Genomic DNA, 23,774 nt, shown 5'->3' on the forward strand with positions numbered 1-23,774 from the left:
AAGCGAGGGATGCCATGTCTGACCAGCGGGATTCCGGCACGACACCGCACCACGCCCATCCCGGCGGGACCTCTCCCGACGGTAAGGGGCACGGGCACGGGCATGAGCACGAGAACGGGCACGGGCACGGGCACGGGCACGGGCACGAGGGTGAGCAGGGTTCGCGGCGGGGGCTGATGGCGGTGCTCGGGCGGGTCGTACACGCCGTCGCGCCGCACAGTCACGACAGCGCCGACAAGACCGACGCCGCCCTGGAGTCCAGCAGTCGCGGGATGCGCGTGCTGGCCGTCTCGTTCGCCGTGCTCATGGTCACCGCCGCCGTCCAGGCCGTGATCGTGCTGGCGTCCGGCTCGGTCGCGCTCCTCGGCGACACCTTGCACAACTTCGCCGACGCGCTCACCGCCGTCCCGCTGGCCATCGCGTTCTCGGTGGGCCGCCGCGCCGCCACCCGCCGCTTCACCTACGGGTACGGCCGGGCGGAGGACCTCGCGGGCATCGTCATCGTGCTGCTCATCGCCGCCTCGGCGGCCCTCGCCGGGTACGAGGCCGTCATGCGGCTCATCGACCCTCAGGACATGCGGGCCGTCTGGTGGGTGGCGGCCGCGGGTGTGGTCGGGTTCCTGGGCAACGAGTGGGTGGCTCGCTACCGGATCAAGGTGGGCAAGGAGATCGGATCGGCCGCGCTGGTGGCCGACGGCCTGCACGCCAGGACCGACGGATTCACCTCGCTGGCCGTCCTGCTGGGCGCGGGCGGCGCCGGTCTGGGCTTCCCCATCGCCGACCCGATCGTCGGCCTGCTGATCACCGGCGCCATCTGCTTCGTCCTGCGCGACGCCGCCCGCGAGATCTACCACCGGCTCATGGACGCGGTCGATCCCGCGCTCGTGGACGCCGCCGAACGTGTCATCGCCACCGTGGACGGTGTCCAGGAGGTCGGGTCCGTACGGCTGCGGTGGATCGGGCACGCGCTCCACGCCGAGGTGGAGATCCTCGTCGATCACGACATGTCGGTCGTGGACGCGCACGCGGTGGCGGTGGAGGCCGAGCACCGGCTCATCCACGAACTGCCGCGCCTGAGAGCGGCCACCGTCCACACGGACCCGCACGGGCCCGCCGGCGCCGACCACCACGCCACCCTGGCGACGCACCGCACCACCTGAGCCGCCTCTCCGCACACGTGTCCAGGGCGCCCACGCGTGAGTGAGGCCGGAGCCGGGACCGGCAGATCGCCGCGGGCTCTCGCCCGTATCCTCAGAAGCCCTCGGCGGGGGAGACCCGGCCCTCCAGCGGGGCGCCCTCGCCGAAGCGCCGCACGTTGGCGGTGACGCGCTCGGCCAGCCCGCGCCAGTAGGCCGGGCGCGGGTTCGCGCAGTGCGGCGTGATCAGCACGTTGTCCAGCTCCCACAGGGGATGCCCGCCGGGCAGCGGCTCGGGGTCGGTGACGTCGAGCGCCGCGCCGCCGATGCGGCCCGCGCGCAGCGCCGCCACCAGATCGTCGGTCACGACGAGGCCGCCGCGGGCGACGTTCACGAGCCAGGCGTCCGTACGCATGATCTCGAACTCGCGCGCCCCGAACATGCCCCTCGTGTCCGGGGTGGCGGGCGCCGCGACGACCACGTAGCCGGCCTCGGGCAGCGCCTCGCGGTACCGGGCGCGCGGGACGATCCTGGCAGCGCCGGGCGCCTCGCCCCGGTCGGTGACCGCGACGACCAGGCAGCCGAACGGCTCCAGCAGGCGGATGAGCGCCCGGCCGATGCCGCCGCAGCCCACGATCGCCACCGTCGAGCCGGCGAGCTCCCTGGAGTCGTTGGCGCCCCACCGCGTGGCCCTGGCGTGCCGGTGCAGCCCGCGCGCGGCCGCCAGCATGAGGGCGAGGGCGTGCTCGGCCACGGCGGGACCGTAGGAGCCGCCGGCCGCGGTGAAGACCGGGTCGTCGGTGATGACGCCCGCGTCGGCCCACCGCTCGATGCCCGCGTGCGGCAGCTGCACCCACCGGATGCGGTCGTGGATCATGGAACGCAGCTCGCCGGGGTCGTCGCTGCCGTAGTAGACGATCGCCTCGGCCCGCTCCAGCGGCACGACCTGGCCGCCCGCGCGGCGTACCGCGTCGATGAGGACGGGGACGGGCTCGGGTCCGACGTGGACGGCTGCGGTCATGATGGTGCCTCCTGGGTCGTACGGTCCGGAGAGATCATGCGCCCCAATGGCGCTATCAAATCACGTTTGTCTGATCTGGCGGGAATCCCACGCGGCTGCCTTGACCACTCGGCGACCGTAGGCAACTCTGAAGCGGGAAACATCGCCGGGAGCATCGCGCGTGAGGCGTCCATTCATCACCTTGCTGGCCGCCAACGCACTCTCCGTCACCGGGACCATGCTCTCCATGCTGGCCGTGCCGTGGTTCGTGCTGGAGACCACGGGAAGCGCCGCGCTCACGGGACTGGCGGCGTTCGCGACCACGTTCCCCATCGTCGTGTCCGCGGCCTTCGGCGGGAAGCTGGTGGACCGGCTCGGGTTCCGCGGCGCGAGCGTGCTGTCCGATCTGATCAGCGGGGGCGTCGTGCTGGCCATGCCGGCGCTGTTCTGGACGACGGGGCTGTCCTATCCGGGGCTGCTGGCGCTGCTGTTCGTGCGCTGGCTGGTGGCCACCCCGGGGGAGACCGCGCGCAAGGCCATGGTCCCCGAGCTTTCGGCGCTCGGGGACGTGCGGATCGGGCGGGCGGCGGCCGCGTACGACGCGGTCTACCGGGGGGCCGCGATGGTCGGCGCGCCGGTCGCCGGCGTGCTGATCGTCTGGCTCGGCGCGGGCGTGCTGCTCGTCGTGGACGGCGTCACGTTCCTGCTGTCCGCGCTCCTGATCGGCGGCGGGGTCCCGCGGGTCGGGGGAAGCGTGCCCGGAGACGGCCGCTATCTGCGAGACGGGCTGGCGTTCCTCTGGCGCGACCGGCTGCAGCTGAGCGCCACCACGATGATCGTGATCGTCAACATGCTCGACACGGGCGTCACGCAGGTGCTGCTGGCGCTGTACGCCCGGGACGTGACGCAGGATCCGCGCGCGTTCGGCCTGCTCGCCGGCGCGGTCGGGGCGGGCGCGCTGGCCGGAGCCATCGTCTACGCCGCCGCCGGCGAGCGATTACCCAGGAGACTGACCTACGGGCTGGCCTTCCTCCTCGCCGGGGTGCCGCGCGTGCTGGTGCTGGCACTCGGCGCGCCGCTGCCCGTCGCCCTGGCCGTCACCCTGCTCTCCGGCTTCGCCGCGGGCGCGATCAACCCCATTCTCGGCGAGCTCCAGTACGGCAGGATCCCCGCCCGGCTCCGGGCCCGCGTGATCGGGACCATGACGGCCGCGGCGTACGCGGGCATGCCGGTCGGCGGGCTCATGGCCGGCTCGCTCACGGAGCTGGCCGGGCTGAGGCCGACGCTGTACGCGTTCACCGTCGTCTACCTGCTTGCCTCGCTTCCGCCGTTCGTCGGCCGGGCCTGGCGGGAGCTGGACCGCCCCGGCGCTACCGGGCGGCCAGGCCCAGCAGATGGGACTCGGTGATCGGGGACTCGTGGGTGCCGGCGACCGTGCAGGCGTGCGCCCCGGCGATCGACCCCAGCCGGACGCATTCCTCCAGCGGCCGGCCGCGCAGAGTGCCGTACAGGAAGCCGGAGACGAACGCGTCGCCGGCGCCGTTGCTGTCGGCCGCCGGGCCGCGCAGCGGCGCGGCCCGGAAGGCGCGCACGCCGGAGCCGCGGGTCAGCACGAGGCAACCGTCGGCGCCGCGCGTGCAGACGACCGTGTGCGCGCGGCCGTCCGCCAGGACGGCCCGCATCGTGGCCGCGGGGTCCTTCAGCGCGGCGGCCGACAGGAACACCAGGTCGGACCGGTAGGCGAAGTCCTTGTGGTGGTCGTTGGTCCCGTCCCAGTCGTGCAGGTCCGTGGAGATCGGCACGCCGTCCAGGTCGGGGTAGACGTGACGGCAGAAGTCCATGATCGACACATGGACGTGCCTGGCCGGGACGTTCGCGTACAGCTCCCTGGGCAGGCGCTCGCCGGGTGTGACCTTGGCGTCGTAGAAGGAGGTGCGGCGGCCGTCGGGGCCGACAAGGAGCACGCTCCTGCGCGTGCCCGCCCCCACGCGCAGGCGAGGTCGCGCAACTCGTGCCTGATCAGCGCGCCCTGAGGGTCGTCGCCAATCAGGTCGGCGAACGCGACGTCCAGCCCGAGCGCGTGGCAGCCGAGCGCCACCCCGGCGCCGGTGCCGCCGATCCGGTCGACGACCGGCGGCACCTGGTAGGTGTCCTTGTACGGCAGCGGCAGTTCCGGCACGTACACCGTCGTGTCGACCCCGGCGCCGCCGAGGACGAGGACGTCACGCGTGCTTATGGCCTCACTCCGTGAGGCGGGCGACGGCGCTCACTCACCGGTTGACCAGGGGGCCCGAGCCGGTGGAGCCGCGGACGACCAGCTCCGGCTGGAAGATCAGCTCGACGTGCTTGGCGGGCGCGCCGTTGACCTCCTCCAGCAGCGTCTGCACGGCCGCCGAGGCCATGGCGCCGATCGGCTTGCGCACGGTGGTCAGCGGCGGATCGGTGAACGCGATCAGCGGCGAGTCGTCGAACCCGACCACGGACACCTCCCCCGGCACCGCCAGCCCCTTCTCCCTGCAGGCGCGGATCGCGCCCAGCGCCATGAGGTCGCTGGCGCACACGATGCCGGTGCAGCCGCGAGAGAGCAGTTGTGCGCCGGCGGCCTGCCCGCCCTCGACGGAGAACAGCGAGTGCGCGATCAGGTCGTCCACGTCGGCCGCGCCCAGCAGGTGCGCCATGGCCTGTTTGTACCCCTCGATCTTCCTGATCACCGGCACGAACCTGCGCGGCCCCAGCGCCAGCCCGATGCGCTCGTGGCCGAGATCGACCAGGTGCTGCACGGCCAGCCGGACGGCCATGCGGTCGTCGGGCGAGATGAAGGGCGCGTCGATGTGCTCGCTGTAGCCGTCGACCAGCACGATCGGCAGCCCGCGGTCGACCAGGCGGGTGTAGCGGTCCATCCGCGCGGTCGTGTCGGCGTGCAGCCCTGACATGAACACGATGCCGCTCACCCCGCGGTCCACCAGCAGCTCGGTGAACTCGTCCTCCGGCGCGCCGCCGGGCAGCTGGGTGCAGAGCACCGGCGTGTAGCCGTGCTGGGTCAGCGCCTTCTCGATGGCCTGCGCGAACGCCGGGAAGATCGGGTTGTCCAGCTCGGGCGTCACCAGGCCGACCAGCCCGTTGCTGCGCTGCCGCAGCCGGGGCGGACGCTCGTAGCCCATGAGGTCGAGCGCGGCCATCACCGACTGGCGGGTGGCGGTGGAGACCCCGGGCTTGCCGTTGAGCACCCGGCTGACCGTGGCCTCGCTCACCCCGGCCTGGGCGGCGATGTCGGCGAGGCGAGCGTGACCGTTCATGGCCCTCACTTTACTTTCAACCAGACGGCCGAATCCCCTGCTCCAGGGACATCCGAGGCCGGCAGGAGCGTTCCTTCGACGCCGAAGTCCACGGGGGTCTCCGTGAGGTTGACGGCGCACAGGAGATCGCCCCGTGAGAACACCAGCGTGCCCTCCGGGGAAGCGTGCCACGTCCCGTCGCCGTCGCCGTCGGCGAAGCTGCGCACGTACACCTGGTAGATCGCGGCGTTCCGCCACCACACCGTCATGGTCTTCCCCCGAACGTTTCGATAATGAAAGCGGTTTCCGCAAGTTTACGCAAGCCCTTCCATCGCCCCAGATCCGGAAATGTCGGCGTACGGACACCCAAAAACCCCTGACCGAAATTGCCTAGAAGGAGATTCTTTATGTCAAGGGTGGACATGGCGCGTTAAGGCGCGATGTACTACCTCTTCAATCAGCCCCGTCACAGGTGACACGCGTGCAAGGTGTGGGCCCATGAGCTCGGTCGTTCTCGACAAAGTGACCAAGGTGTATCCGGGCGACTACCTCGCAGTCGACCGGCTGAGCCTGCGGGCCGAAGACGGCGAGTTCCTCGTCCTCCTCGGTCCCTCCGGTTGCGGCAAATCCACGTTGCTCCGCATGATCGCGGGTCTGGAGGAGATCACCGAGGGAGAGCTCTGGCTGGACGGGCAGATCGCCAACCACCTGGCCCCACGCGATCGTGACGTCGCCATGGTGTTCCAGAACGGTGCCCTGTATCCGCACCGGACCGTGCGCGGCAATATCGCCTTCCCTTTGGAGATCGCCAAGTCGGACCCGAATTTGGTGCGTGAGCGGGTCACAGAGCTGTCGAAGGCGTTGCACATCGACGAGACGCTCGATCGCCGGCCGGGCACGCTCTCCGGCGGCCAGCGCCAGCGGGTGGCGATGGGCCGGGCGATCGTCCGGCAGCCCAAGCTGTTCCTGATGGACGAGCCGCTGTCGAACCTGGACGCCGGCATGCGTACCGAGCTGCGCATGGAGATCTCGGCGCTGGTCAGGTCGCTCGGCGTCACCACGATCTACGTGACGCACGACCAAGTGGAGGCGCTGACGCTGGCCGACAGGATCGCCATTCTGAATCGCGGCGTCCTGCAGGACGTGGGCACTCCGGCGCAGATTTACAACGATCCGGCGACGGCTTTCGTGGCGGCCTTTCTCAACTCGCAGCAGTTGAACCTGTTGGCGGCCAATGTCAGGACCCCGCAGAACCAGTACGTGATGCTCGACTTCGGCCCGCACCGGCTGACGCTCCCGTGGAGCGATCCGAGGGCGTACGCGATCTCGCAGCACACGGGCGGCCAGGTGCTGGTGGGGATGCGGCCCGACGGGCTGGCGCCGGTGCCGGAATCATACGAGGGGCCGTCGTTCTTCGGGCGGGTGCGGGCGCTGGAGTACCACGGGCACGAGTGGCTGGCGTACCTGGAGTGCGGCATGCCCCCCGTACCGGTGCCCGAGCCCCCGGACCGGAGCGGGCGGCTCAACGGCGCCAAGAACGGCTCGGGCAAGCTGTCGGGGCTGATGCGGCGGATGTTCTCACCTCCGAAGGAGGAGCCTCAAGAGCAGGAGCGCGTGGGCCAGAACCCGAACAGCGGCATCCACCGCCGCTCCGACCTGATCGTCCGCCTGGGCAACCGGCCGGTCTGGCGCACCGGCGACGCGGCCAAGGTGGCCGTCGACCTGTCCCGCCTCATGATTTTCACCTTGGACGGCGCCCGCATCGACCCCCCGCGCCGCTAGCGGTGTCGTGGTCCGGTGAGCCAGGCCGGGTCGAAGGAGATAGGGAACGGCTCCGTGATCGTCAGCATGTCCCCGGCCTTGGCCTCCGCGACCAGCTCGTAGCCCTGCGCGCCCAGGTTGAAGACCTCGACCCGCGGCGCGTCGTCGCCGTGGAGCTCGACGCGCATGAAGACCGGGATGCCTGCCGCGGCGTATTTGGGCGGCTTGATCTCGTAGTCGCGCCGATGGCCGCCCTTGCCCGGGCCGACGATCTCGACCACACACACGACCTCCGCGGCCATGAGCATGTCCGCACCAGCTGTCATCACCGCGGCGTCTCCCACCACGATGTCGGGGCAGAGGCCGTCCTCGCCGACATTGACGTTGCCCGTGGCGATCTCGTAGTCCTGAGGGCGCGTGTCATCCAGGACGCCCACCAGTCGCGTCTTTGCGAGCGCATGAGCGGTTGCGGGCATGGGGCTCACGACGAAGCTCCCGTCGATCAGCTCGATGCGCTCTCCGGTCACGGGCAGCTTGAGCCAGTCTTCGACAGTGTAGGCGCCGCCAGTCACCGGCAGCGCGAACAGCCTGACACGCCCTGGTGGCGGATGCGCGACCAGCCATCCATCGCGAGGAAATGCAGTCATCGCCTTCCCGTCGAGCCGAATCCCGCAACGACGACAACAGCCATCTGTCGCGACGCGAACACTAGGAGTGACGAGACTACGCTATCGTGCCTTGACCATCCCGGCAGCCTGTTCGGATCACGGCGCAGGCGTCCAGCGGGCCCCGTCCGGGGTGTCCTCGATCACGACGCCGCCCGCGTGCATCGCCGCCCGCAGCGCGTCCGCCACGTCATACCGCCCCTCCTCCCGCAACTCGGCCCGGAGCGCGAGTAGCGGCTCCACCAGGGACCGGAGCCCGCCCGTGGAGGCGAGCTCCCCGAGGCGGGCGATCAGCAGCCGCATCAGCTCCCTGGCCTGCTCCACCCCGCCCGCGTCCTCCTCGGTGTCGGCCGCCCACTTGACCATCTCCGCCTCGAGGTCGAGCACGGCCTGGGCGGCCGCCACCAGGTCCGCCCCGCCCGCCGCGGCCGTGAACCGCTCCTCACAGGACCGGATCGTCTCCTCCAGCGTGACCTCGGGAGCCGCGGCCTCCGGCACGACCTGCGACGACGGCGGCGCCGAGGTGCCCGCGGCGCCCTCGGCCAGGCGGCGGAGCCCGGCGAGGTCGGTGCAGGTGCCCGCGGGCAGCACCACCACGGACCCGGGACGCCGGACGGTCAGGCCGCCGCGCCCCGCCACCCGTACGGCCTCGCTCTCCAGGTCGATGACCACGGCGGTGTGCTCGTCGATGCCGAGGACCGCGGTGCCGGCCGGTAGCTCGCGCTCCATGCGGGACAGCCGGCGCTCGCCCAGGTAGCAGTAGCGGGTGTCGTGCGTGCCGCCTTCGGCGTTGTCGAAGTGCGGGATCAGCACGGCCTGCAGGCCGAGCGGCTCCAGCAGGTCGATGCCCTCGCGCCAGTGGGGCTCCGCACCCACCTTGTAGATCTCGTAGACCGGCACGGTGGCGAGCCCGGCCGTGCAGGCGGCCGCCGAGGCCAGCACGGTCACCCCCTGACGTGCGCGGACCCGGGCCCGCAGGTCGCCGGCCACACCGGAGCCGGCCCACCGCTCCAGCGCGTACGTCGGGCTGCCCGGCCCCGAGAAGACCCAGTCGGCGCCGGCGATCCCGGTGGCCACCTCGACATCCAGGCCGACGCTGCGGGCGAAGTACCGGCAGGCGCGGGCCGAGATGTCGGCGCGGTTTTCCTGGAAGGCGTAGGGGGTGTCGAGCAGCACGGCCCGCGCCCCGGGGCGCAGCGTCCGCGTCGCGGCGCGGTGGATCTCGACCATGGTCGGGCTCGTCTCACCCGACCCCATCAGCACCAGCAAACCGGGCATCACTGTCGGCCTCTCTTTCGCACGCCCTCGACTACAGCCGGGCCCGCCGCGGTGTTCAAGAGCGGGAGCCATATGCGTTGGTTAGGCAGTTGCATATGAGTGGCAGTAAGTTGGTGACGGTGACGGGAAGACACGTGGTCTCGGTTGAGACGCTCATGCTACGGGTGGGCACCGACAATCGCTGGTCGTACCGGCATGCCTTGACCCGGCCGCGACGCGGCGAGAGCCCGGACCAGGCCGCGCGGCGGCTCGGCGGGGTGGCGGCCGCCGACCGGGACACCGTCGTGCACTCCACCAGCTGGCGGTATGAATCTGACGGCCGGATCGTGCTGACGTACGCGGTCTGCCCCGATCCATCCCCCTGGCTGCCCGCGATCGAGCTGCCCGAGCTGGAGATCGCCCGCGGCGGGGCGCCGGCGACGCCGTCACCTGAGCGCGTCGCCCTGGCCAACGTGGTCGCGCACGCCGTCAGGCACCTGGCCTTCCTCGTGGCCGAGGACCCCGTCGTGGCGCGTGCCCTGTCCCGCCACCCCCGGATCGGCCCCGCTCTGGAGCCCGCGGGCATTCCGGCCTGAGACGCGCCGGCCCAGCGCCTGCCCGGGCCGTTCGATGTAGCGGTAGGCCAGCGCGCTCGCGCCCAGCACCACGGCCACGGCCAGCGCCGCCATGCCCAGCTGGAGTGGCAGCTCCGCCTGGCGCAGATCACCGGTGATCTCCACGAAGTACTTCAGCAGCGGATGATGCACCAGGTAGAGCGAGTAGCTGACCAGTCCCAGCCAGACCATCACCCGCGGCAGCCGCCGCCCCCGCAGCGCCATCGCGCCCGCGAACGTGGCCCCGGCCAGCGCGATCGTGGTGAGCCACACGTCCGCCTGCACCCACCACCAGCCGCCCTCGAGGGCCCACAGGGGCGCGATCGCCACCAGCGCCGTCGTGACCGCCACCGGCCACAGCCCGCCCGTGCCGCGTTCCCACCGGTGGATCGCCGTGCCCGCGAACATCACCGCCAGCACCGCCGTCCCCAGCCACGGCACCCGGCTGCTCAGCAGCAGCGACGCCAGTGCCATCAGGCCGAGCACGCAGGCGGCCGCCGTGCGTGCCTTCCCCCATATCACGCACGCCAGCCCCGCCACGAACGCCGCGCCCGACACGTACGCCGGCCACCCGCCCACCAGCACCGCGCCCGGCGCCACGAGCCCCACGACCACCGCCGCGGCTGCGAACGCCATCGACAGCAACCCGCTGCGCTCCTGCGCCCCGACCAGGAACAGCGCCGTGACCATCAGGTAGAACACCATCTCGTACGACAGCGTCCACATCGTGTCGGCCACGCCGCCCACGCTGACCACGTCGAGCAGCATGGTCGCGTGCGCCGCCACCGCGCTTGCGTCCCGCGGCACCTCCCCGCGCACCGGCACCCACCAGGCGAGGGCCAGGACCAGGGCGATCACGCTCAGGTAGAGCGGGTAGAGGCGGAAGATCCGGCTGATCCAGAACGCCCGCACGTCGCCGTGCCGCTCCAGCGACGTGGGGATGATGTAGCCGCTGACCAGGAAGAACACCAGGATGCCGTAGACGCCCATGCTGAACCAGTACGGCCGGAGCGCGGGCAGGAACCACGGGAGCAGGTGCTCGGCCACCACGGCGAGCGCGCCGATGCCGCGCAACGCGTCCAGCCAGGCCAGCCTGGTGACGGCGGGTGCGCAGGCAGGAGAGGCGGGCAGGGCTGGGGCGGCGGCGGACACCCGCACCAACCTACCCGTACCGGACCGGGTGATGCGGCACCGTTCCGTGATATGTCACTCGCCTGCCGGCGGGCTGGGCAGCGGGGATGGTCGTCAGTAGTCCAGGTTGACCCTGGCACCCGTGCTCAGTCCGGAGTCGTGCACTTCGAGGCCGACCGGCTGGAGGTTCCTCGGCAGCTCGAACACCAGCGTGCCGGTGAACGCGCCACCGGCCTCGATGCGGATCGGCGTGATCTCCTTGCCGCCCTTGTCGAGGAGCTTGGTGCCGCCGTGCAACTCGTCGTCCTCGTCGATCAGCTTCTGCTGGCCGGGGTAGAGGACCCTGGCGTCCGGGCCGACGTTGTTGATCTTCACGCCGATCTGGCAGGTGCGCTTCGTGGCGCCCTGCGAAGGATTGGAGCATTTGGTGCTCGTCACGGCGAACCTGAGCTTTCCGTCCTGCACGGGGCCGTCGGCGCCGGCCGCGGGCGAGCGGAACACCCAGGCCAGCGCGGCCAGCAGCAGCACCAGCAGCACGGCCGCGATCACCAGGACGGTCACGCAGCCCGTGAACAGGCCCCGCTTCCCCTTCGCGGGCGGGTAGCCGGGCAACCGCCCCTGACCGGTGGTCGAGTGGTGGAGGAGCGGCCCCTGCCCGGTCTGGTGGTGGGGGAGCGGCGCCCGCCCGCTGAGCAGCGGCCCGGTGCGCTCCGGATGCGGCGCCTGACCCCGCCCGGGCCCCTGCGGCCCCCGCCCGGTCCCCGGCACGGGCCCGGTCCGCTCGGGATGCGGCGGCTGCGGCCCTCGCCCGACGCCGGGTGTGGGTCCTGTGCGTTCGGCGGGTGGCGGCTGCGGTGCCCGGCCGGCTCCGGGTGTGGGTCCTGTGCGTTCGGCGGGTGGCGGCTGCGGTGGCCGACCGGCTCCAGGTGTGGGTCCTGTGCGTTCGGCCGGCGGTACGTGGAGGTCGGCGTGCGGCGGCACCAGCCCGCCGCGCGCGTCCGGGTGCGGCGGCACCTGACCACCTCGCGGGTCCGGGGCGGGGGGCACCTGGCCACCACCTCGCGGGTCCGGGACGGGGGGTGCCTGCCCGGTGCGGGCTTCGGGGTGCGGCGCCATCTGCGGGCCGCGGCCGGGCGCCTCCTGGCGCGGGCCGCGGGCGTCCGGGCGCGGCCCATGGCCGGTGCCGGGGACGGGGCCGGTGCGCTCCGGGGGCGGCACCGCGTGCGGGCCCTGGGCGAACGGCGCGAACTCCGACGGGTTCCACGCGTTCGTGAGGTGCTTGGTCGCGGCCAGCTGCGCCGCCGGCTCGTCGGAGGCCTCCACCAGCTCCAGCAGCAGTTGCTTGGCCGTCGGCCGCCGCGCCGGATCGGGGTGGATGGCCGCCGCCACCAGCCGGTCCAGCGGAGTGGGCAGCCCTCGCAGGTCCGGCGGCGCCGTACGGGCCCGGGCCGCCATGACGTAGGCGTCCCCTTCGCCGAACGGATGCCCGCCCAGCCCCGCGTACGCGATCAGCGACCCCCACGCGAACACGTCGCCCGCCGGGCTGGTCTTCCCCTCGAAGACCTGTTCCGGAGCGATCCATCCAGGTGTGCCCATGACCATGCCGGCGTTCGTGTGCCGGGACGGGACGTGCGTCGAGCGGGCCAGCCCGAAGTCGATCACCCGCGGCCCGGCCAGCGTCAGCATGACGTTGGCCGGCTTGAGGTCGCGGTGCACCAGCCCGGCCGCGTGGATCGCGGTCAGCGCGGCGGCCACGCCGACCGCGGCGGCGTGCAGCACGGACGGCGACAGCGACCCGTGCTCGATCAGGTGGTCTTCCAGCGAGATGCCGTCGATGTACTCGGTGACGAGGTAGAGCACGCCCCGGTCCTCGCCGTGGTCGAGCACGCGCGCCGTGCAGAACGAGGCCACCTTGCGCGCGTTGGAGACCTCTTCGTGGAAGCGCGCCCGGTAGACCGGGTCGGCGGTGTAGTCCCGGCGGATCGCCTTGAGCGCCACCCTCGACCCGTCGGCGGCCTTGGCGAGGTAGACGACCCCCATGCCGCCGGAGCCGAGACGGCTGATCAGCTCATAGGGGCCGATCGCCGGCGGGTCTTCCGGCTTCAGCGGAGTGCCTGCGGAGCGCCCCAATGTCGCCGTCCTCTCGCCGTCGTCATCCCGTCTCAACCCGAACCGTTCCTCCGCCCGGCATGCCCTTTTGTACCCCAGACTCTAACGGAGTAAGGGGCTCAGCGTAGGCCACTGGCCCTGAGCAGGCATCGTTCAGGGCCGGTCGGATTTGCGGCGGACCGGCCGCATGGTGACCCGCAGCCGCGAGACATTGAGCGCGTGCGGGAGCGGGCGGTGCGGGGAGAGCACCCGGCCGATCGGCTTGGGGCGGGCCGACCTCAGGATGCCGCCCAGGAATGCCGTGCCGACCGCGAGCGTCAGATGCACGCCGTCGCAGCCCGGCATGGCCCACCACTCGTGCAGCGCGGTGCCGTCGAGCCAGATCTCGGGCGTGAACGTGTTCGCGTACGGCAGGCGGGTGCTGCGCTGGTGCGCCGCGAGCGGCACGAGCACGGTCGTCCCGGCGGGCAGGGCGGTGCCGTACCACTCGGTGCGGATGGCGCTGACCCGGGACAGCGCCGGCACGGGCGGCCACAGGCGCAGCGCCTCACGCAGGCAGGCCCGCAGGTGGTCGGGGTCGGCGCGGGCCGCCTTGCGCTGCGCCGGATGGGTGGCCAGCAGCGCGAGCGTCTGCATCAGCCCCGACGCCGTCACCCCGAGCCCCATCAGCCAGAACGCGGCCTGCATGAGCTCGCGCGACCCCGCCTTCCCCGAGGTCTGGGCGATCAGTCCGGCCAGGCTGCCCGGCTCGGCGCGGCGCAGGTGGTCGAGGACGCGCGTGTCGTAGCGGCCGGAGAGGATCTCCCTGCGGCGCCCGGCCCGCCGCCTGCCCGCCCGCGTGACGCCCGCCAGCAGCCGGGTGAGCTCCTCGTCGCCGGCCGCGCCGTCGCCGTAGACGCAGCGCCTGGCCACGCGCTGCCACCGGGCGTCGAGCCGCCGGTAGTCCACCACGCCGCCGGTCAGCTCCCCGGCCTCCTCACGGGCGATCTCGGCGAAGGAGGGGCGCAGGACGTCCGCGGGCAGGCCCAGGGGGCGCTCCTCGACGGCCGGAGCGTAGGCCTCCCGGTCCTCGGACAGCACGCGCAGCGCGTCCCGCTTGGACAGCACCAGCAGTGCCGGGCCCCGCGGGCCGCGGACCAGGACGGGGCGGCCGCCGTACCGGGATTCGAGTTCGGCCAGCAGGGACCGGGCGCGTAGCAGGTCGCGGCCGGGGGGCACGTGCGGTGCCCCCGGCCGGGCGAGGGCGGCGGCCAGGCGCAGGCTCTCCAGCGCGGTCGCCTTCGGCAGTCCCCTAGGCACGCCCGGCCTCTGACGGGTTTACCCGGCGGGGGAATCGCTTCCCTGATACGGTCTCTGCGTTCCGAACGGGCAGGGCTTGTCCGTCGCCTACCTCAGCCGAGGGAAGCGAGAAGCCGCTCTCTTCAGGGAGTGGAGGAGTCACAGGCACGATGTGATCGCGATGACGCGGCTGCCGCAATTGGAGATTTCGGCCAGTGGAACGTTTCCGGTCGCGAAGCAGCCGGACGTTCCGGTGACCGGAACGTCTACATGCCGAGGAGGGCGGCCGAGATCGCCTGGGCGGCGCCGCGTACGGAGATGCCCAGCCTGCCCAGCGGCACGGAGCAGGCGGGTGCGGCGACCCCCAGCGACATGCAGATCCGGCCGCCGGGGCCGAACACCGGGGCCGCCACACAGGCCACCCCGTCGGTGAACTCCTCCTGCGAGTACGCCACGCCGTGCCGGCGGACCTGGGCCAGCTCGCGTTCGAGCCCGGCCAGGCTGGTGATCGTCCGGCGCGTCATCCGCTCGAACGAGCCGCGGGCCAGCAGCTCCTCGCGCAGCTTCGGGTCGAAGGCCAGCAGCGCCTTGCCGGTGGCCGTGCAGTGCAGCGGGGCGCGGTCCACGCCGTCGGAGCGGGAGCCGACCCGGTTGTGGCCGTACAGCCGCTCGACGTAGCGGGCCTCCAGGCCGGAGGGCACGGCCAGGTTCACCGTCTGGCGGGTGGTCTCGTACAGGTAGAGCAGGTACGGCAGCACCGCCCGCCGGGTGCCGGGCACGCGGGCGCGGGTGATGCCCGGCATCGACTCCAGCAGCTCGCCCGGCAGGTAACCGTTGCCCACCCGCCGGGCCAGCTCGCGCGTGCAGAGCACGCCCAGGATCCGGTGCGCCGTCGACTTGGGCAGGCCCGTGCTGCGGCACAGCTGCGCGAGGCTGACCGGCCTGGAGGCCGCGCTGAGCGCGAGGAGGATGTCGATCCCCCTCTCCAGGCTCCCCGGCTGCGACACCGGGCGGTCGTCGGTGAGCGTTGGCACTTGGCCGGCCGTTCGCGTGAGCATCAATGTCCCTTCGCTCTCCGAGAGCAAGAGGGGGCTTCCCCGAGGTTGTGGCTTTTCCCTTTCCTGACCTACCCGGGCGCCGAGCCTCCGAATACCCTCCGATCAGCGCAGGCTTATAAGCTCCGCGTACACCGACACGGCCACCTCACCGGGCGTTCTGGCCCCTATGTCCAGACCCGCCGGAACGTGCACCCGCTCACCTCCGTCCACACGCGCCAGCACCGCCGCGCCGCGCCTGCGGCTGGCGATCAGCCCGATGTACGGCACGCCCTTGGCCAGCGCCTCCCGCAGCACCGGCTCCTCGGCGACCCCGTGGGAGGCGACCAGCACGGCCGCCGTGTCGCCGGCGATCGCGGCCAGGGGGTCCGCGCTCACCTCCACCTGATAGCCCATCGCCCTGCCCACGGCGGCGAAGGCGCGGGCGATGGGGCTGTCGCCGTACACGTGGACGAGCACCGGCGGCAGCACTGCCTCCAGGAAGATCTCCAGCGTGCCGCCGGACAGGCACGGCTGGCCCACCGCGATCAGGCCGTCCTCCTCGCGCGGCTCCTCGGCCTCCGGCGTGATCCGCAGCAGCACCGACCGGTCGGTCCGCCGGAGCTCGAGCAGGCGCAGGCCCTGCGCCCGCACGGTGTCGGTGGCGCACACCCCGCCGACGAACCCCTCCATCGTGCCGTCCGACAGCACCAGCGCCCGGTCACCCGCCTTCGCGCTGGTCGGCCGCTGCGCCCGCACGACCGTGGCCAGCACGTACGCCTCCCGCCCCGACCGCAGCTCCGCCGCCCGCGCCTGGAGATCGGCGGCGGCCGGCGCCCGCCGCCTGGGCGCCGGCATGCCGATGAACTCGCTCATCGCACCTCCTCCTGTCGCGTTTCCGGGCATGCGCGCCGGGCCGGTAGAGCCGCGGCGGAGGTCAAGGGATCGCCAGGTCCGTGCGGAACGGGTCGCCGTTGACGACACGCCACACGTTCGCCGGGGTGAGCGGCATGTCCGCGTGCCGCACCCCGTGCGGCTTGAGCGCGTCCACCACGGCGTTGACCACGGCCGCGGGGGAGCCCACCGTGGCCGACTCGCCGACGCCCTTGGCCCCGATCGGATGCGTCGGCGACGGCGTCACGGTCTCGCCCAGCTCCCACGACGGGCACTCCATCGAGGTCGGCAGCAGGTAGTCCATGAACGACGCCCCCAGGTGGTTGCCGTCATCGTCGAACGCCATCACCTGCATGAGCGCCATCCCGATCCCGTCGGCCAGACCGCCGTGGATCTGCCCCTCGACGATCATGGGGTTGATCCGCACGCCGCAGTCGTCCACCGCCACGAACCTGCGTACCTTGACCTGTCCCGTCCCGGGATCGACGTCCACGACGCAGATGTACGCCCCGAATGGATACGTCAGGTTCGGCGGGTTGTAGACGGTCACCGCGTCCAGGTGCCCCTCGACGCCCTCGGGCAGCTCCAGGTTGGAGTGCGCGGCCAGCGCGATCTCCGCCAGGGACTTGCCGGTGGACGGATCGCCCACCACCGACCACTTGCCGTCGGCCCACTCCAGGTCCTCCGGGGAGGCCTCCAGCATGGCCGCCGCCACGATCTTGGCCCGGTCGCGCACCTTCCTGGCCACGATGGCCGTGGCGGCGCCGGAGACGGGGGTGGAGCGGGAGCCGTACGTGCCCAGGCCGAACGGCGTCTGGTCGGTGTCGCCGTGCACGACCTCCACGTCGTCGGCGGGGATGCCCAGCTCCTGCCCGACGATCTGGGCGAACGTGGTCTCGTGCCCCTGGCCCTGCGACTGGCACGACACCCGCAGCACCGCCTTGCCCGTCGGGTGCACGCGCAACTCGGCGCCGTCGGCCATGCCCAGGCCCAGGATGTCCATGTGCTTGCGCGGGCCCGCGCCCACGGCTTCGGTGAAGAAGCTGATGCCGATCCCCATCAGCTCGCCCCTGGCCCGCTTGTCGGCCTGCTCGGCGCGGAGCTTGTCGTACCCGGCCATGTCCATGGCCAGGCGCAGCGCCTTCGGGTAGTCGCCGGAGTCGTACTCCCAGCCGGTGGGGGAGTGGTACGGGAACTGGTCGGGCTTGAGCAGGTTGCGCATGCGCACGTCGGCGGGGTCGATGTTCAGCTCCGCGGCCAGCACGTCGACCATGCGCTCGACCAGGTAGACGGCCTCCGTGATGCGGAAGGAGCAGGCGTAGGCGACGCCGCCGGGGGCCTTGTTGGTGTAGACGCCGGTGACCTCGCAGTGGGCGGCCTCGATGTCGTACGAGCCGGAGAAGACGTGGAAGAACCCGGCCGGGAACTTGGTCGGCTGCGCGGTGCCGTTGAACGCGCCGTGGTCGGCCAGCACCTTCACCCGGATCGCCTGGATCCGGCCGTCGCGGGTGGCGGCGATCTCGCCGCGCATGTGGTAGTCGCGGGCGAAGGCGGTGCTCATGAGGTTCTCGGAGCGGTCCTCCATCCACTTGACCGGCTTGCCCGTGACGATGGAGCCGACGATCGCGCAGACATAGCCCGGATAAATGCCGACTTTTCCGCCGAAGCCGCCGCCGATGTCCGGTGAGATCACGCGGATCTTGTGCTCCGGCAGCCCGGCCACCATCGCGTACAGCGTCCGGTGCGCGTGCGGCGCCTGCGTCGGGCACCAGACGGTGAGCTTGCCGGTGACCTTGTCGAAGTCCGCGACCGCGCCGCAGGTCTCCAGCGGCGCCGGGTGCACCCGCGGATAGAGCATGTCCTGCGCGACCGTCACCTCAGCCTGCTCGAAGAGGGCGTCGGTGCGGGCCCGGTCGCCGGCCTCCCAGTCGAAGATGTGGTTGTCCGCCCGGCCCTCCAGGTCGTCCCTGATCACCGGCGCGTCCGGGTCCAAGGCCTTCCTGGCGTCGATGACCGCGTCGAGGGGGTCGTACTCGACGTCGATCAGCTCCAGCGCGTCCCTGGCCGAGTAGGCGTCCTCGGCCACCACGAACGCGACCTCCTGTCCCTGGAAGCGCACCTTGTCCGTGGCCAGGACCGCCTGCGTGTCCTGCGACAGGGTGGGCATCCAGGCAAGGTTGAGCCCCTCCAGGGTCTGGCCGGTGATGACGGCCTTGACCTTGGGGTGGGCCTCCGCGGCGCTCGTGTCGACGGAGACGATCCTGGCGTGCGCGTGCGGGCTGCGCAGCACGGCGCCGTACAGCATGCCGGGCAGCCGCACGTCGTCGGTGTAGTTCCCGCGTCCCCTGATGAACCGGGCGTCTTCCTTGCGGTGCATGCGTCCGTAACTCACTGCTTCGCCCCCTGAGAACTAGACTCCGCCTCGGCCGCCCACCGGATGGATCGGACGATGTTCTCGTAGCCGGTGCACCGGCACAGCTGGCCCGAGATGGCCTCGCGGATCTGGCCCTCGTCGGGGTCGGGGGTGCGGTCGAGCAGCCAGCGCGCGGTCAGCAGCATCCCCGGCGTGCAGAACCCGCACTGCAGGCCATGGCACTCCACGAAGCCCTTCTGCACCGCGTCCAGCTCGCCGTCGCGCTCCAGGCCCTCCACCGTGGTCACCTCGTGGCCGTCGGCCATGACCGCCAGCACCGTGCACGACTTGACCGGCACGCCGTCCAGCTGCACCGTGCAGACGCCGCAGTTGGAGGTGTCGCAGCCCCAGTGGGTGCCCGTCAGGGCCAGCTCGTCGCGCAGGAGGTGCACGAGCAGGAGCCTGGGCTCGACCTCTCTCGTGTACGGCTGCCCGTTCACCGTCACTGTGATCCGCATGTCAGATCCTCTCTGCCGCAGTGAGGAGGGCGCGCCGGGTCAGCTCGGCGGCCAGATGGCGCTTGTAGTCGGCCGGTCCGCGCTGGTCGGGGTGCGGGTCGCAGTGCTCGGCCGCGATCCTGCCGGCCTCCGCGAACACCTCCGCGCCCGGCCGCTTCCCGATGAGGTGCTGCTCCGCCTCGGGGGCGCAGAAGTGCCGGGCGCCGACTGCGGTGAGCCCGATGCCGGCCTGCGCGATGACGCCGTCGCGTACGGTGATCACGGCTCCGGCGGCGGCCACCGGCCAGTCGCCGACGCGGCGCTCGACCTTCTCGTACGCGCTGCCCGTCCCGGCTGTGATCGGTACGCGCAGCTGGATCAGCAGCTCGTTCGGCTCGACCGCGGTCTCGTAAGGACCTTGGTGGAATTCCCTGACCGCGACGGTACGAATGCCGCCGGGGCCTTGGATGACCGCGGTCGCCCGCAAAGCCGTGAACACCGCCGACAAATCCTCTGAAGGATCGCCTTGGCAGAGCGAACCGCCGACGGTTCCCCGATTTCGTACTATTGGGTCGGCGATAACGCGCTCCGCATCCCGAAATATCGGGAAAAGGTCGGTTGCGGTGCTGTTGTCCAGTAACTCGGCGTGCCGCACCAGCGCCCCGATGGCCAGCTCATCGTCCTCGACCGTGATCCGCCCCAGCTCAGGGGCCAGTCCGTTGATGTCGATCAACGCCTCGGGCTGGGCCAGGCGGAGCTTCATCATGGGGATGAGGCTGTGACCGCCGGCCACGACCCTGGCTTCGGGGCCGTACCGCTCCAGGAGCTCGAGCGCGTGCGTGACGCTGTCGGCTCTCTCGTATTCGAACGTCGCGGGAACCTGCATGAGTGCACATTGCTGTCACCGATTTGTCGCGACAATCCGCAAATAAGGGATTCCTTAATGCGGGCCGACGATCTATGAAGGGGTTGTGACCCTCAGCCAGCTCGGCGCGTTCGTTTTCGTCGCCCGCCTGGGTTCCGTCAAGGCGGCGGCGCGTGCCCTCGGCGTGAGCGAGCCCGCGGTCTCCCAGTCGCTGGCCCAGCTCCGCAAGCACCTCGGGGACCCGCTGCTGACCCGGTCAGGGGACCGCATGGTGCTCACGGAGGGTGGGCGGCGCCTCCTCGGCATCGCCTCCCAGATGGTCGCGCTCGGCGCGGAGGCGGTCGCCGCCGTCCAGCCCGGCCGCCCCGCCCGGCTGCACGTGGTCATGGACGCCGGGCTGGCCGAGTACGTCGCCGGGCCGCTGATCTGCCTGTTCACCCAGCGCAAGTCGGTGGACGCCTCGACGGGCGTGGCGGCCACGGCCGAGGTGCCGCTGCTGCTGGCCAGCCGCCTGGCCGACGTCGCGCTCGGCGCCCAGGTGAGCGGGGAGGGGCTGGTGAGCCGGCGCGTGCTCCGCTGCCGCCTCGTCGTGGTGGGCGCGCCGCGCGGACGCCGGGACCACTGGCTCGTCGGCCCCTCGGGCACCGACCCCGCCAGCGACACCGGCCGTCTGCTGCGGGCGCTCCGGGTTCCGGAGTCCCAGGTACGCGTCTTCGCGAACCAGACGGCCGCATGGAAGGCCGCGGCCGAGGGCTCCGGAGTCGCCCCCGCCACGGCCCACCTGGTGACCTCGCAACTGCGCCGCGGCGACCTGGTGATCGTCGAAACGGCCGCCACCCCGCTGTCCGCCTACTGGTACGCGACGACCCTGGACCCGATCGGCCGCTCGGCCGCCGCGGGCACGTTCCTGGACTTCCTGACGACCCCGGCGGCCACTCAGGTGATGCGCACCCCGGAGGACGGCGTTCCCCGCAACCGCTTCCGTCCCCCGATCCACGTGTCGATCTGGAGCTAGGCCGCCGGCGATTCAGAGGCGATCTCGGGCAGCTGCGGGCGGGTACGGTACCGGTGGCGTTGGTAGAGGTAGAAGAGCGCAATGTGGACAACGGCGGCGAGCAGGCCGAGGGCGAGCGCGGCGCTGAGCGGTAAGGCGAGGACGGCCAGGAGCGTGATGCCCGCGCCGATCACAATGCTGTTGATCGTGCTGATCATCATCGCGATGGTGAACAAGCCGATGAGCCAGTCGCGTCGCCGCCCGATGCCCATGGTGGCGGTGGCTGCGGTGACGGCGTCGTTCTCGGCGGGGCCCGCCCACGCGATGATGTAGGCGGAGGCCTGCGGGGACAGGTCGCGGTAGTAGTTGCGGATGCGGGCCATGGCGCTGCGGCACTGGATGTTCTGCAGGCCCGTGTCGACCAGCCGTACGCTGGTGAACAGGCCGAGGATGGCCAGCGCGGGCAGGAGGGTCGCGGCCAGCGGGGCGAACGCGGGCGAGGGCGGGGCGGCGAAGCCGAGCGCCACGAGCGAGCTGGACAGCGCCATCACGTAGAGGGTGGCGCGGGCGGATTCCTCGCTGGTGGCGGTGCTGATGGCGGTCTGCAGGACGAAATGTTCGGTGGTGAGCGCGGACATGAGGGAGGGGTTGTCGTTCGGCATGCACATGCTGATTCCCCGCCGATCAGCTGATCATGACGCGATGCCGGATATTGACGCTCAAGGTGTGAAATGAGGAGCGGCGGGACCCTGCCGATCGGGCGGTCGGCCAGGCGCGCATGGCACGCTCGCCGACCGCCGCGCCCACCTTCAGGGCGACTGCCTCCAGAGGCGCCGCCTCATCGTGGCCGGATCAGCGGAGGGCGGCGGCCTCCGCGGCGAGCTTCTCCACGCGGCCCCAGTCGCCGGCCGCCAGCGCGTCCGCCGGGGTCAGCCAGGTGCCACCCACGCACCCCACGTTCGGGAGCGCCAGGTAGTCGGGGGCGGTGTTCACGCGAATGCCGCCGGTCGGGCAGAAGCGCACGTCGGGCAGCGGACCCGCCATCGCCTTCAGGTACGGGACGCCCCCGGCCGCCTCCGCGGGGAAGAACTTCAGCTCCTTGATCCCCCGCTCGACCAGCGCCATCACCTCCGAAACGGTAGCGGCGCCCGGCAGGTACGGGACCCCGCTCGAGTCCATGGCCTCGACCAGCGACAGGGTCGTACCAGGCGAGACCAGGAACTTCGCCCCAGCCGCCACGGATGCCGAAATGTCGTCGGTGGACCTGATCGTCCCCGCGCCCACGGTCGCGTCGGGCACCTCGTCGGCGATCCTGGCGATGGCCTCACGCGCGGCCGGCGTGCGCAGCGTCACCTCGATGACCGGCAGCCCTCCGGCGACCAGCGCCCGGGCCAGCGGCACGGCGGTCTCCGCGTCCTCGATCACGACGACGGGGATCACAGGGGCGAGATCGAGCAAGCTCATAGGTTCTTCTCCTCATCGGCCCGTTGCGGGCCGTCTAGTGCCGGACACACGACCGGTGTCGTTCTCAGCCCACCAGTTCCCTGCGGGCACGCTGGCTCAGCCAGGCCGCCGCGCCCGTCAGCGCCGGTTGCGGGGCCACGATCAGCGCGGTGCCGATGGCCGCCAGGTAGTGGGCCATGTCCGGATTGTCAGCGAAGCGGGTGCGGAAGCCACTGGTGCGCACGCGTTCCACGATACGTGGCAGCACTCCGCCGCCCAGGTAGACCCCTCCCCTCGCGCCGAGGGTCAAAGCCACGTTCCCGGCGAAGCTGCCCAGCATGCCGCAGAACACCTCGATGGTCTCCGCGCACAGCGAGTCGTCGAGGCGGGCCACGATGTCCGAGGCGGTCAGCTTGGGCGCGCTCACGCCGTTCACCTGGGCCAGCGCCCGGTGCAGCCGGACCAGGCCGGGCCCCGACAGCACGTGCTCGGCCACCACGTGCGGCAGCCCCTGCGCCTGCAGGGCCCGGACGATCTCCAGCTCACGCCGGTCCACCACCGGCACCGTGACGTGCCCGCCCTCGCCCGGGATCGGCGTCCAGCCGTGCTCGGTCGGCACCAGCCCGCCCACGCCGAGTCCGGTGCCGGGGCCGAGCACGGCCTTGACCCCGTAGCCCGGCTCGGGGCCGCCGAGGGACACCAGGTCGTCGCGGTCCAGGTGCGGCAGCGACACGGCCAGCGCCTCGAAGTCGTTGAGCAGCTTCGTGTACGGCACGTCGAGATCGTGTACGGACCCGGCCCACGTGGAGTTCGTGAGCCGGTAGCGGTCGCCGTCGATCGGCCCGGCCACCGCCAGGCAGGCCGCCCCGGGTCGCACTCCGCCCGCGTGTTCCGCGAGATAGGCGGCTACGGCTTCGGGGAGGGTCGCGTAGTCGGACCCGGCCAGGACCGCGACGTTCGCGGGTCGCGCGCCCATCGAGGTGACCAGCCCGAACCGGGCGTTGGTCCCCCCGATATCGGCGACGAGCCACGGAAGGTCGAACACACTCACCGCACACACCTCCGGAAGTCAGGGCGGCTCCAAGATCGCCCGCCATACACCGAAGGATGCCATCGAACGCCCGCAGCGCCCCATCCGGGTCCGGAGCACGGCGCATGACACCCAAGGCCGGCCACCCCGCACACCGCACCACCACCACACCGCGCCCCGCGACTGAGTCGTGCGTGGTGACCGTGCCGCGCCCTGTGGCCGTGCCGCGCCCTGTGGCCGTGCCGCGCCCTGTGACCGTGCCGCGCCCTGTGACCGTGCCGCGCCCTGCGACCACATCGCGCCCCGTCGCCGGGTCGCGCGATGTGTCCTGCGCCGTGATCCTGGCGCGTATCGCCGTCCGCGCAGGGACCATCGTGATCACCACGCTGCCCACCGAGATCGCGCCGCCGCCCTGCTCCGTGCCGGGGTGACGGCGCT

23 protein-coding genes are annotated in these 23,774 nt (G+C 72.0%); 6 read left to right on the forward strand and 17 right to left on the reverse strand.

The annotated features are described in order from the left end of the window. Positions 1-14: 14 nt before the first annotated feature. Positions 15-1,160, forward strand: a complete 1,146-nt coding sequence (locus ACIBX3_RS12535; protein WP_397116100.1) for a cation diffusion facilitator family transporter — start codon at positions 15-17, stop codon at positions 1,158-1,160. A 91-nt stretch (positions 1,161-1,251) separates the two neighbouring features. On the opposite strand, the gene ACIBX3_RS12540 is transcribed toward ACIBX3_RS12535, so the two are convergent. Continuing rightward, positions 1,252-2,157 carry a D-isomer specific 2-hydroxyacid dehydrogenase family protein gene (locus ACIBX3_RS12540; protein WP_397116102.1) on the reverse strand — a complete coding sequence of 302 codons (906 nt, stop codon included), beginning with the start codon at positions 2,155-2,157 and terminating at the stop codon, positions 1,252-1,254. Between the two features lie 160 nt (positions 2,158-2,317). Here ACIBX3_RS12540 and ACIBX3_RS12545 point away from each other — a divergent pair, with 160 nt between their 5' ends. Further along, a complete protein-coding gene (locus ACIBX3_RS12545; protein ID WP_397116104.1) occupies positions 2,318-3,544 on the forward strand; it encodes an MFS transporter in 1,227 nt (408 codons plus the stop codon). Here the strand turns inward: ACIBX3_RS12545 and ACIBX3_RS12550 are convergent. Next, the gene (locus tag ACIBX3_RS12550) at positions 3,507-4,100 is read right to left on the reverse strand and encodes a PfkB family carbohydrate kinase (RefSeq protein WP_397116106.1); all 594 of its coding nucleotides are present in this window, start codon (positions 4,098-4,100) and stop codon (positions 3,507-3,509) included. The genes ACIBX3_RS12545 and ACIBX3_RS12550 overlap by 38 nt on opposite strands. Positions 4,101-4,147: 47 nt before the next feature. Here ACIBX3_RS12550 and ACIBX3_RS12555 point away from each other — a divergent pair, with 47 nt between their 5' ends. Next, positions 4,148-4,387, forward strand: a complete 240-nt coding sequence (locus tag ACIBX3_RS12555; protein ID WP_397116108.1) for a hypothetical protein — start codon at positions 4,148-4,150, stop codon at positions 4,385-4,387. A 19-nt stretch (positions 4,388-4,406) separates the two neighbouring features. On the opposite strand, the gene ACIBX3_RS12560 is transcribed toward ACIBX3_RS12555, so the two are convergent. Together ACIBX3_RS12560 and ACIBX3_RS12565 are read right to left on the reverse strand one after the other, a co-directional pair. Next, positions 4,407-5,432, reverse strand: coding sequence for a LacI family DNA-binding transcriptional regulator (locus ACIBX3_RS12560; RefSeq protein ID WP_397116110.1), 1,026 nt, complete (start codon positions 5,430-5,432; stop codon positions 4,407-4,409). 5 nt (positions 5,433-5,437) lie between these two features. Then, on the reverse strand, positions 5,438-5,680 hold the full coding sequence (locus ACIBX3_RS12565) for a hypothetical protein (protein WP_397116112.1): 243 nt from the start codon (positions 5,678-5,680) through the stop codon (positions 5,438-5,440). 229 nt (positions 5,681-5,909) lie between these two features. Here ACIBX3_RS12565 and ACIBX3_RS12570 point away from each other — a divergent pair, with 229 nt between their 5' ends. Continuing rightward, on the forward strand, positions 5,910-7,193 hold the full coding sequence (locus ACIBX3_RS12570; RefSeq protein ID WP_397116114.1) for an ABC transporter ATP-binding protein: 1,284 nt from the start codon (positions 5,910-5,912) through the stop codon (positions 7,191-7,193). Here ACIBX3_RS12570 and ACIBX3_RS12575 read toward each other — a convergent pair. The 10 genes from ACIBX3_RS12575 to ACIBX3_RS12620 all read right to left on the reverse strand — a co-directional run bounded on the left by ACIBX3_RS12575 (position 7,190) and on the right by ACIBX3_RS12620 (position 19,890). Next, positions 7,190-7,819, reverse strand: coding sequence for a Uma2 family endonuclease (locus ACIBX3_RS12575; RefSeq protein WP_397116116.1), 630 nt, complete (start codon positions 7,817-7,819; stop codon positions 7,190-7,192). The two genes, ACIBX3_RS12570 and ACIBX3_RS12575, sit on opposite strands and share 4 nt — an antisense overlap. Positions 7,820-7,936: 117 nt before the next feature. After that, positions 7,937-9,115 (reverse strand): hypothetical protein, encoded by a 1,179-nt coding sequence (locus ACIBX3_RS12580; RefSeq protein WP_397116118.1) that lies wholly within the window; start codon positions 9,113-9,115, stop codon positions 7,937-7,939. Between the two features lie 425 nt (positions 9,116-9,540). Further along, on the reverse strand, positions 9,541-10,860 hold the full coding sequence (locus tag ACIBX3_RS12585; protein WP_397116120.1) for an acyltransferase family protein: 1,320 nt from the start codon (positions 10,858-10,860) through the stop codon (positions 9,541-9,543). Between the two features lie 93 nt (positions 10,861-10,953). Continuing rightward, the gene (locus ACIBX3_RS12590) at positions 10,954-13,005 is read right to left on the reverse strand and encodes a protein kinase (protein WP_397116122.1); all 2,052 of its coding nucleotides are present in this window, start codon (positions 13,003-13,005) and stop codon (positions 10,954-10,956) included. A gap of 96 nt (positions 13,006-13,101) precedes the next feature. Continuing rightward, positions 13,102-14,247, reverse strand: coding sequence for a cytochrome P450 (locus ACIBX3_RS12595; RefSeq protein ID WP_397116124.1), 1,146 nt, complete (start codon positions 14,245-14,247; stop codon positions 13,102-13,104). Positions 14,248-14,492: 245 nt separating this feature from the next. Next, entirely contained in the window at positions 14,493-15,284 is a 792-nt protein-coding gene (locus tag ACIBX3_RS12600) for an IclR family transcriptional regulator (protein ID WP_397116126.1), read from the reverse strand. Between the two features lie 102 nt (positions 15,285-15,386). Then, complete coding sequence (locus ACIBX3_RS12605) at positions 15,387-16,136, reverse strand: XdhC family protein (RefSeq protein ID WP_397116128.1); 750 nt, start codon at positions 16,134-16,136, stop codon at positions 15,387-15,389. A gap of 61 nt (positions 16,137-16,197) precedes the next feature. Beyond that, a complete protein-coding gene (locus ACIBX3_RS12610) occupies positions 16,198-18,546 on the reverse strand; it encodes an aerobic carbon-monoxide dehydrogenase large subunit (RefSeq protein ID WP_397116130.1) in 2,349 nt (782 codons plus the stop codon). After that, positions 18,543-19,025 (reverse strand): (2Fe-2S)-binding protein, encoded by a 483-nt coding sequence (locus ACIBX3_RS12615; protein ID WP_397116132.1) that lies wholly within the window; start codon positions 19,023-19,025, stop codon positions 18,543-18,545. The genes ACIBX3_RS12610 and ACIBX3_RS12615 overlap by 4 nt, the downstream gene beginning before the upstream one ends. A 1-nt stretch (position 19,026) precedes the next feature. Then, entirely contained in the window at positions 19,027-19,890 is an 864-nt protein-coding gene (locus ACIBX3_RS12620) for an FAD binding domain-containing protein (protein WP_397116134.1), read from the reverse strand. Between the two features lie 85 nt (positions 19,891-19,975). Here ACIBX3_RS12620 and ACIBX3_RS12625 point away from each other — a divergent pair, with 85 nt between their 5' ends. Then, positions 19,976-20,884: a LysR family transcriptional regulator gene (locus ACIBX3_RS12625; RefSeq protein WP_397116136.1), complete on the forward strand. Its 909-nt coding sequence runs from the start codon at positions 19,976-19,978 to the stop codon at positions 20,882-20,884. Here ACIBX3_RS12625 and ACIBX3_RS12630 read toward each other — a convergent pair. The 3 genes from ACIBX3_RS12630 to glk all read right to left on the reverse strand — a co-directional run bounded on the left by ACIBX3_RS12630 (position 20,881) and on the right by glk (position 23,357). Further along, entirely contained in the window at positions 20,881-21,531 is a 651-nt protein-coding gene (locus tag ACIBX3_RS12630; protein ID WP_397116138.1) for a hypothetical protein, read from the reverse strand. The two genes, ACIBX3_RS12625 and ACIBX3_RS12630, sit on opposite strands and share 4 nt — an antisense overlap. A 184-nt stretch (positions 21,532-21,715) precedes the next feature. Next, positions 21,716-22,327 (reverse strand): bifunctional 4-hydroxy-2-oxoglutarate aldolase/2-dehydro-3-deoxy-phosphogluconate aldolase, encoded by a 612-nt coding sequence (gene eda, locus ACIBX3_RS12635; RefSeq protein ID WP_397116140.1) that lies wholly within the window; start codon positions 22,325-22,327, stop codon positions 21,716-21,718. A 64-nt stretch (positions 22,328-22,391) separates the two neighbouring features. After that, on the reverse strand, positions 22,392-23,357 hold the full coding sequence (glk, locus tag ACIBX3_RS12640; RefSeq protein ID WP_397116142.1) for a glucokinase: 966 nt from the start codon (positions 23,355-23,357) through the stop codon (positions 22,392-22,394). Between the two features lie 104 nt (positions 23,358-23,461). Between glk and ACIBX3_RS12645 the strand changes: the two genes are divergently transcribed. Beyond that, on the forward strand, positions 23,462-23,767 hold the full coding sequence (locus ACIBX3_RS12645; protein WP_397116144.1) for a hypothetical protein: 306 nt from the start codon (positions 23,462-23,464) through the stop codon (positions 23,765-23,767). Positions 23,768-23,774: the final 7 nt, after the last annotated feature.

The organism is Nonomuraea sp. NPDC049480 (assembly GCF_044465905.1).
Lineage (GTDB): Bacteria > Actinomycetota > Actinomycetes > Streptosporangiales > Streptosporangiaceae > Nonomuraea.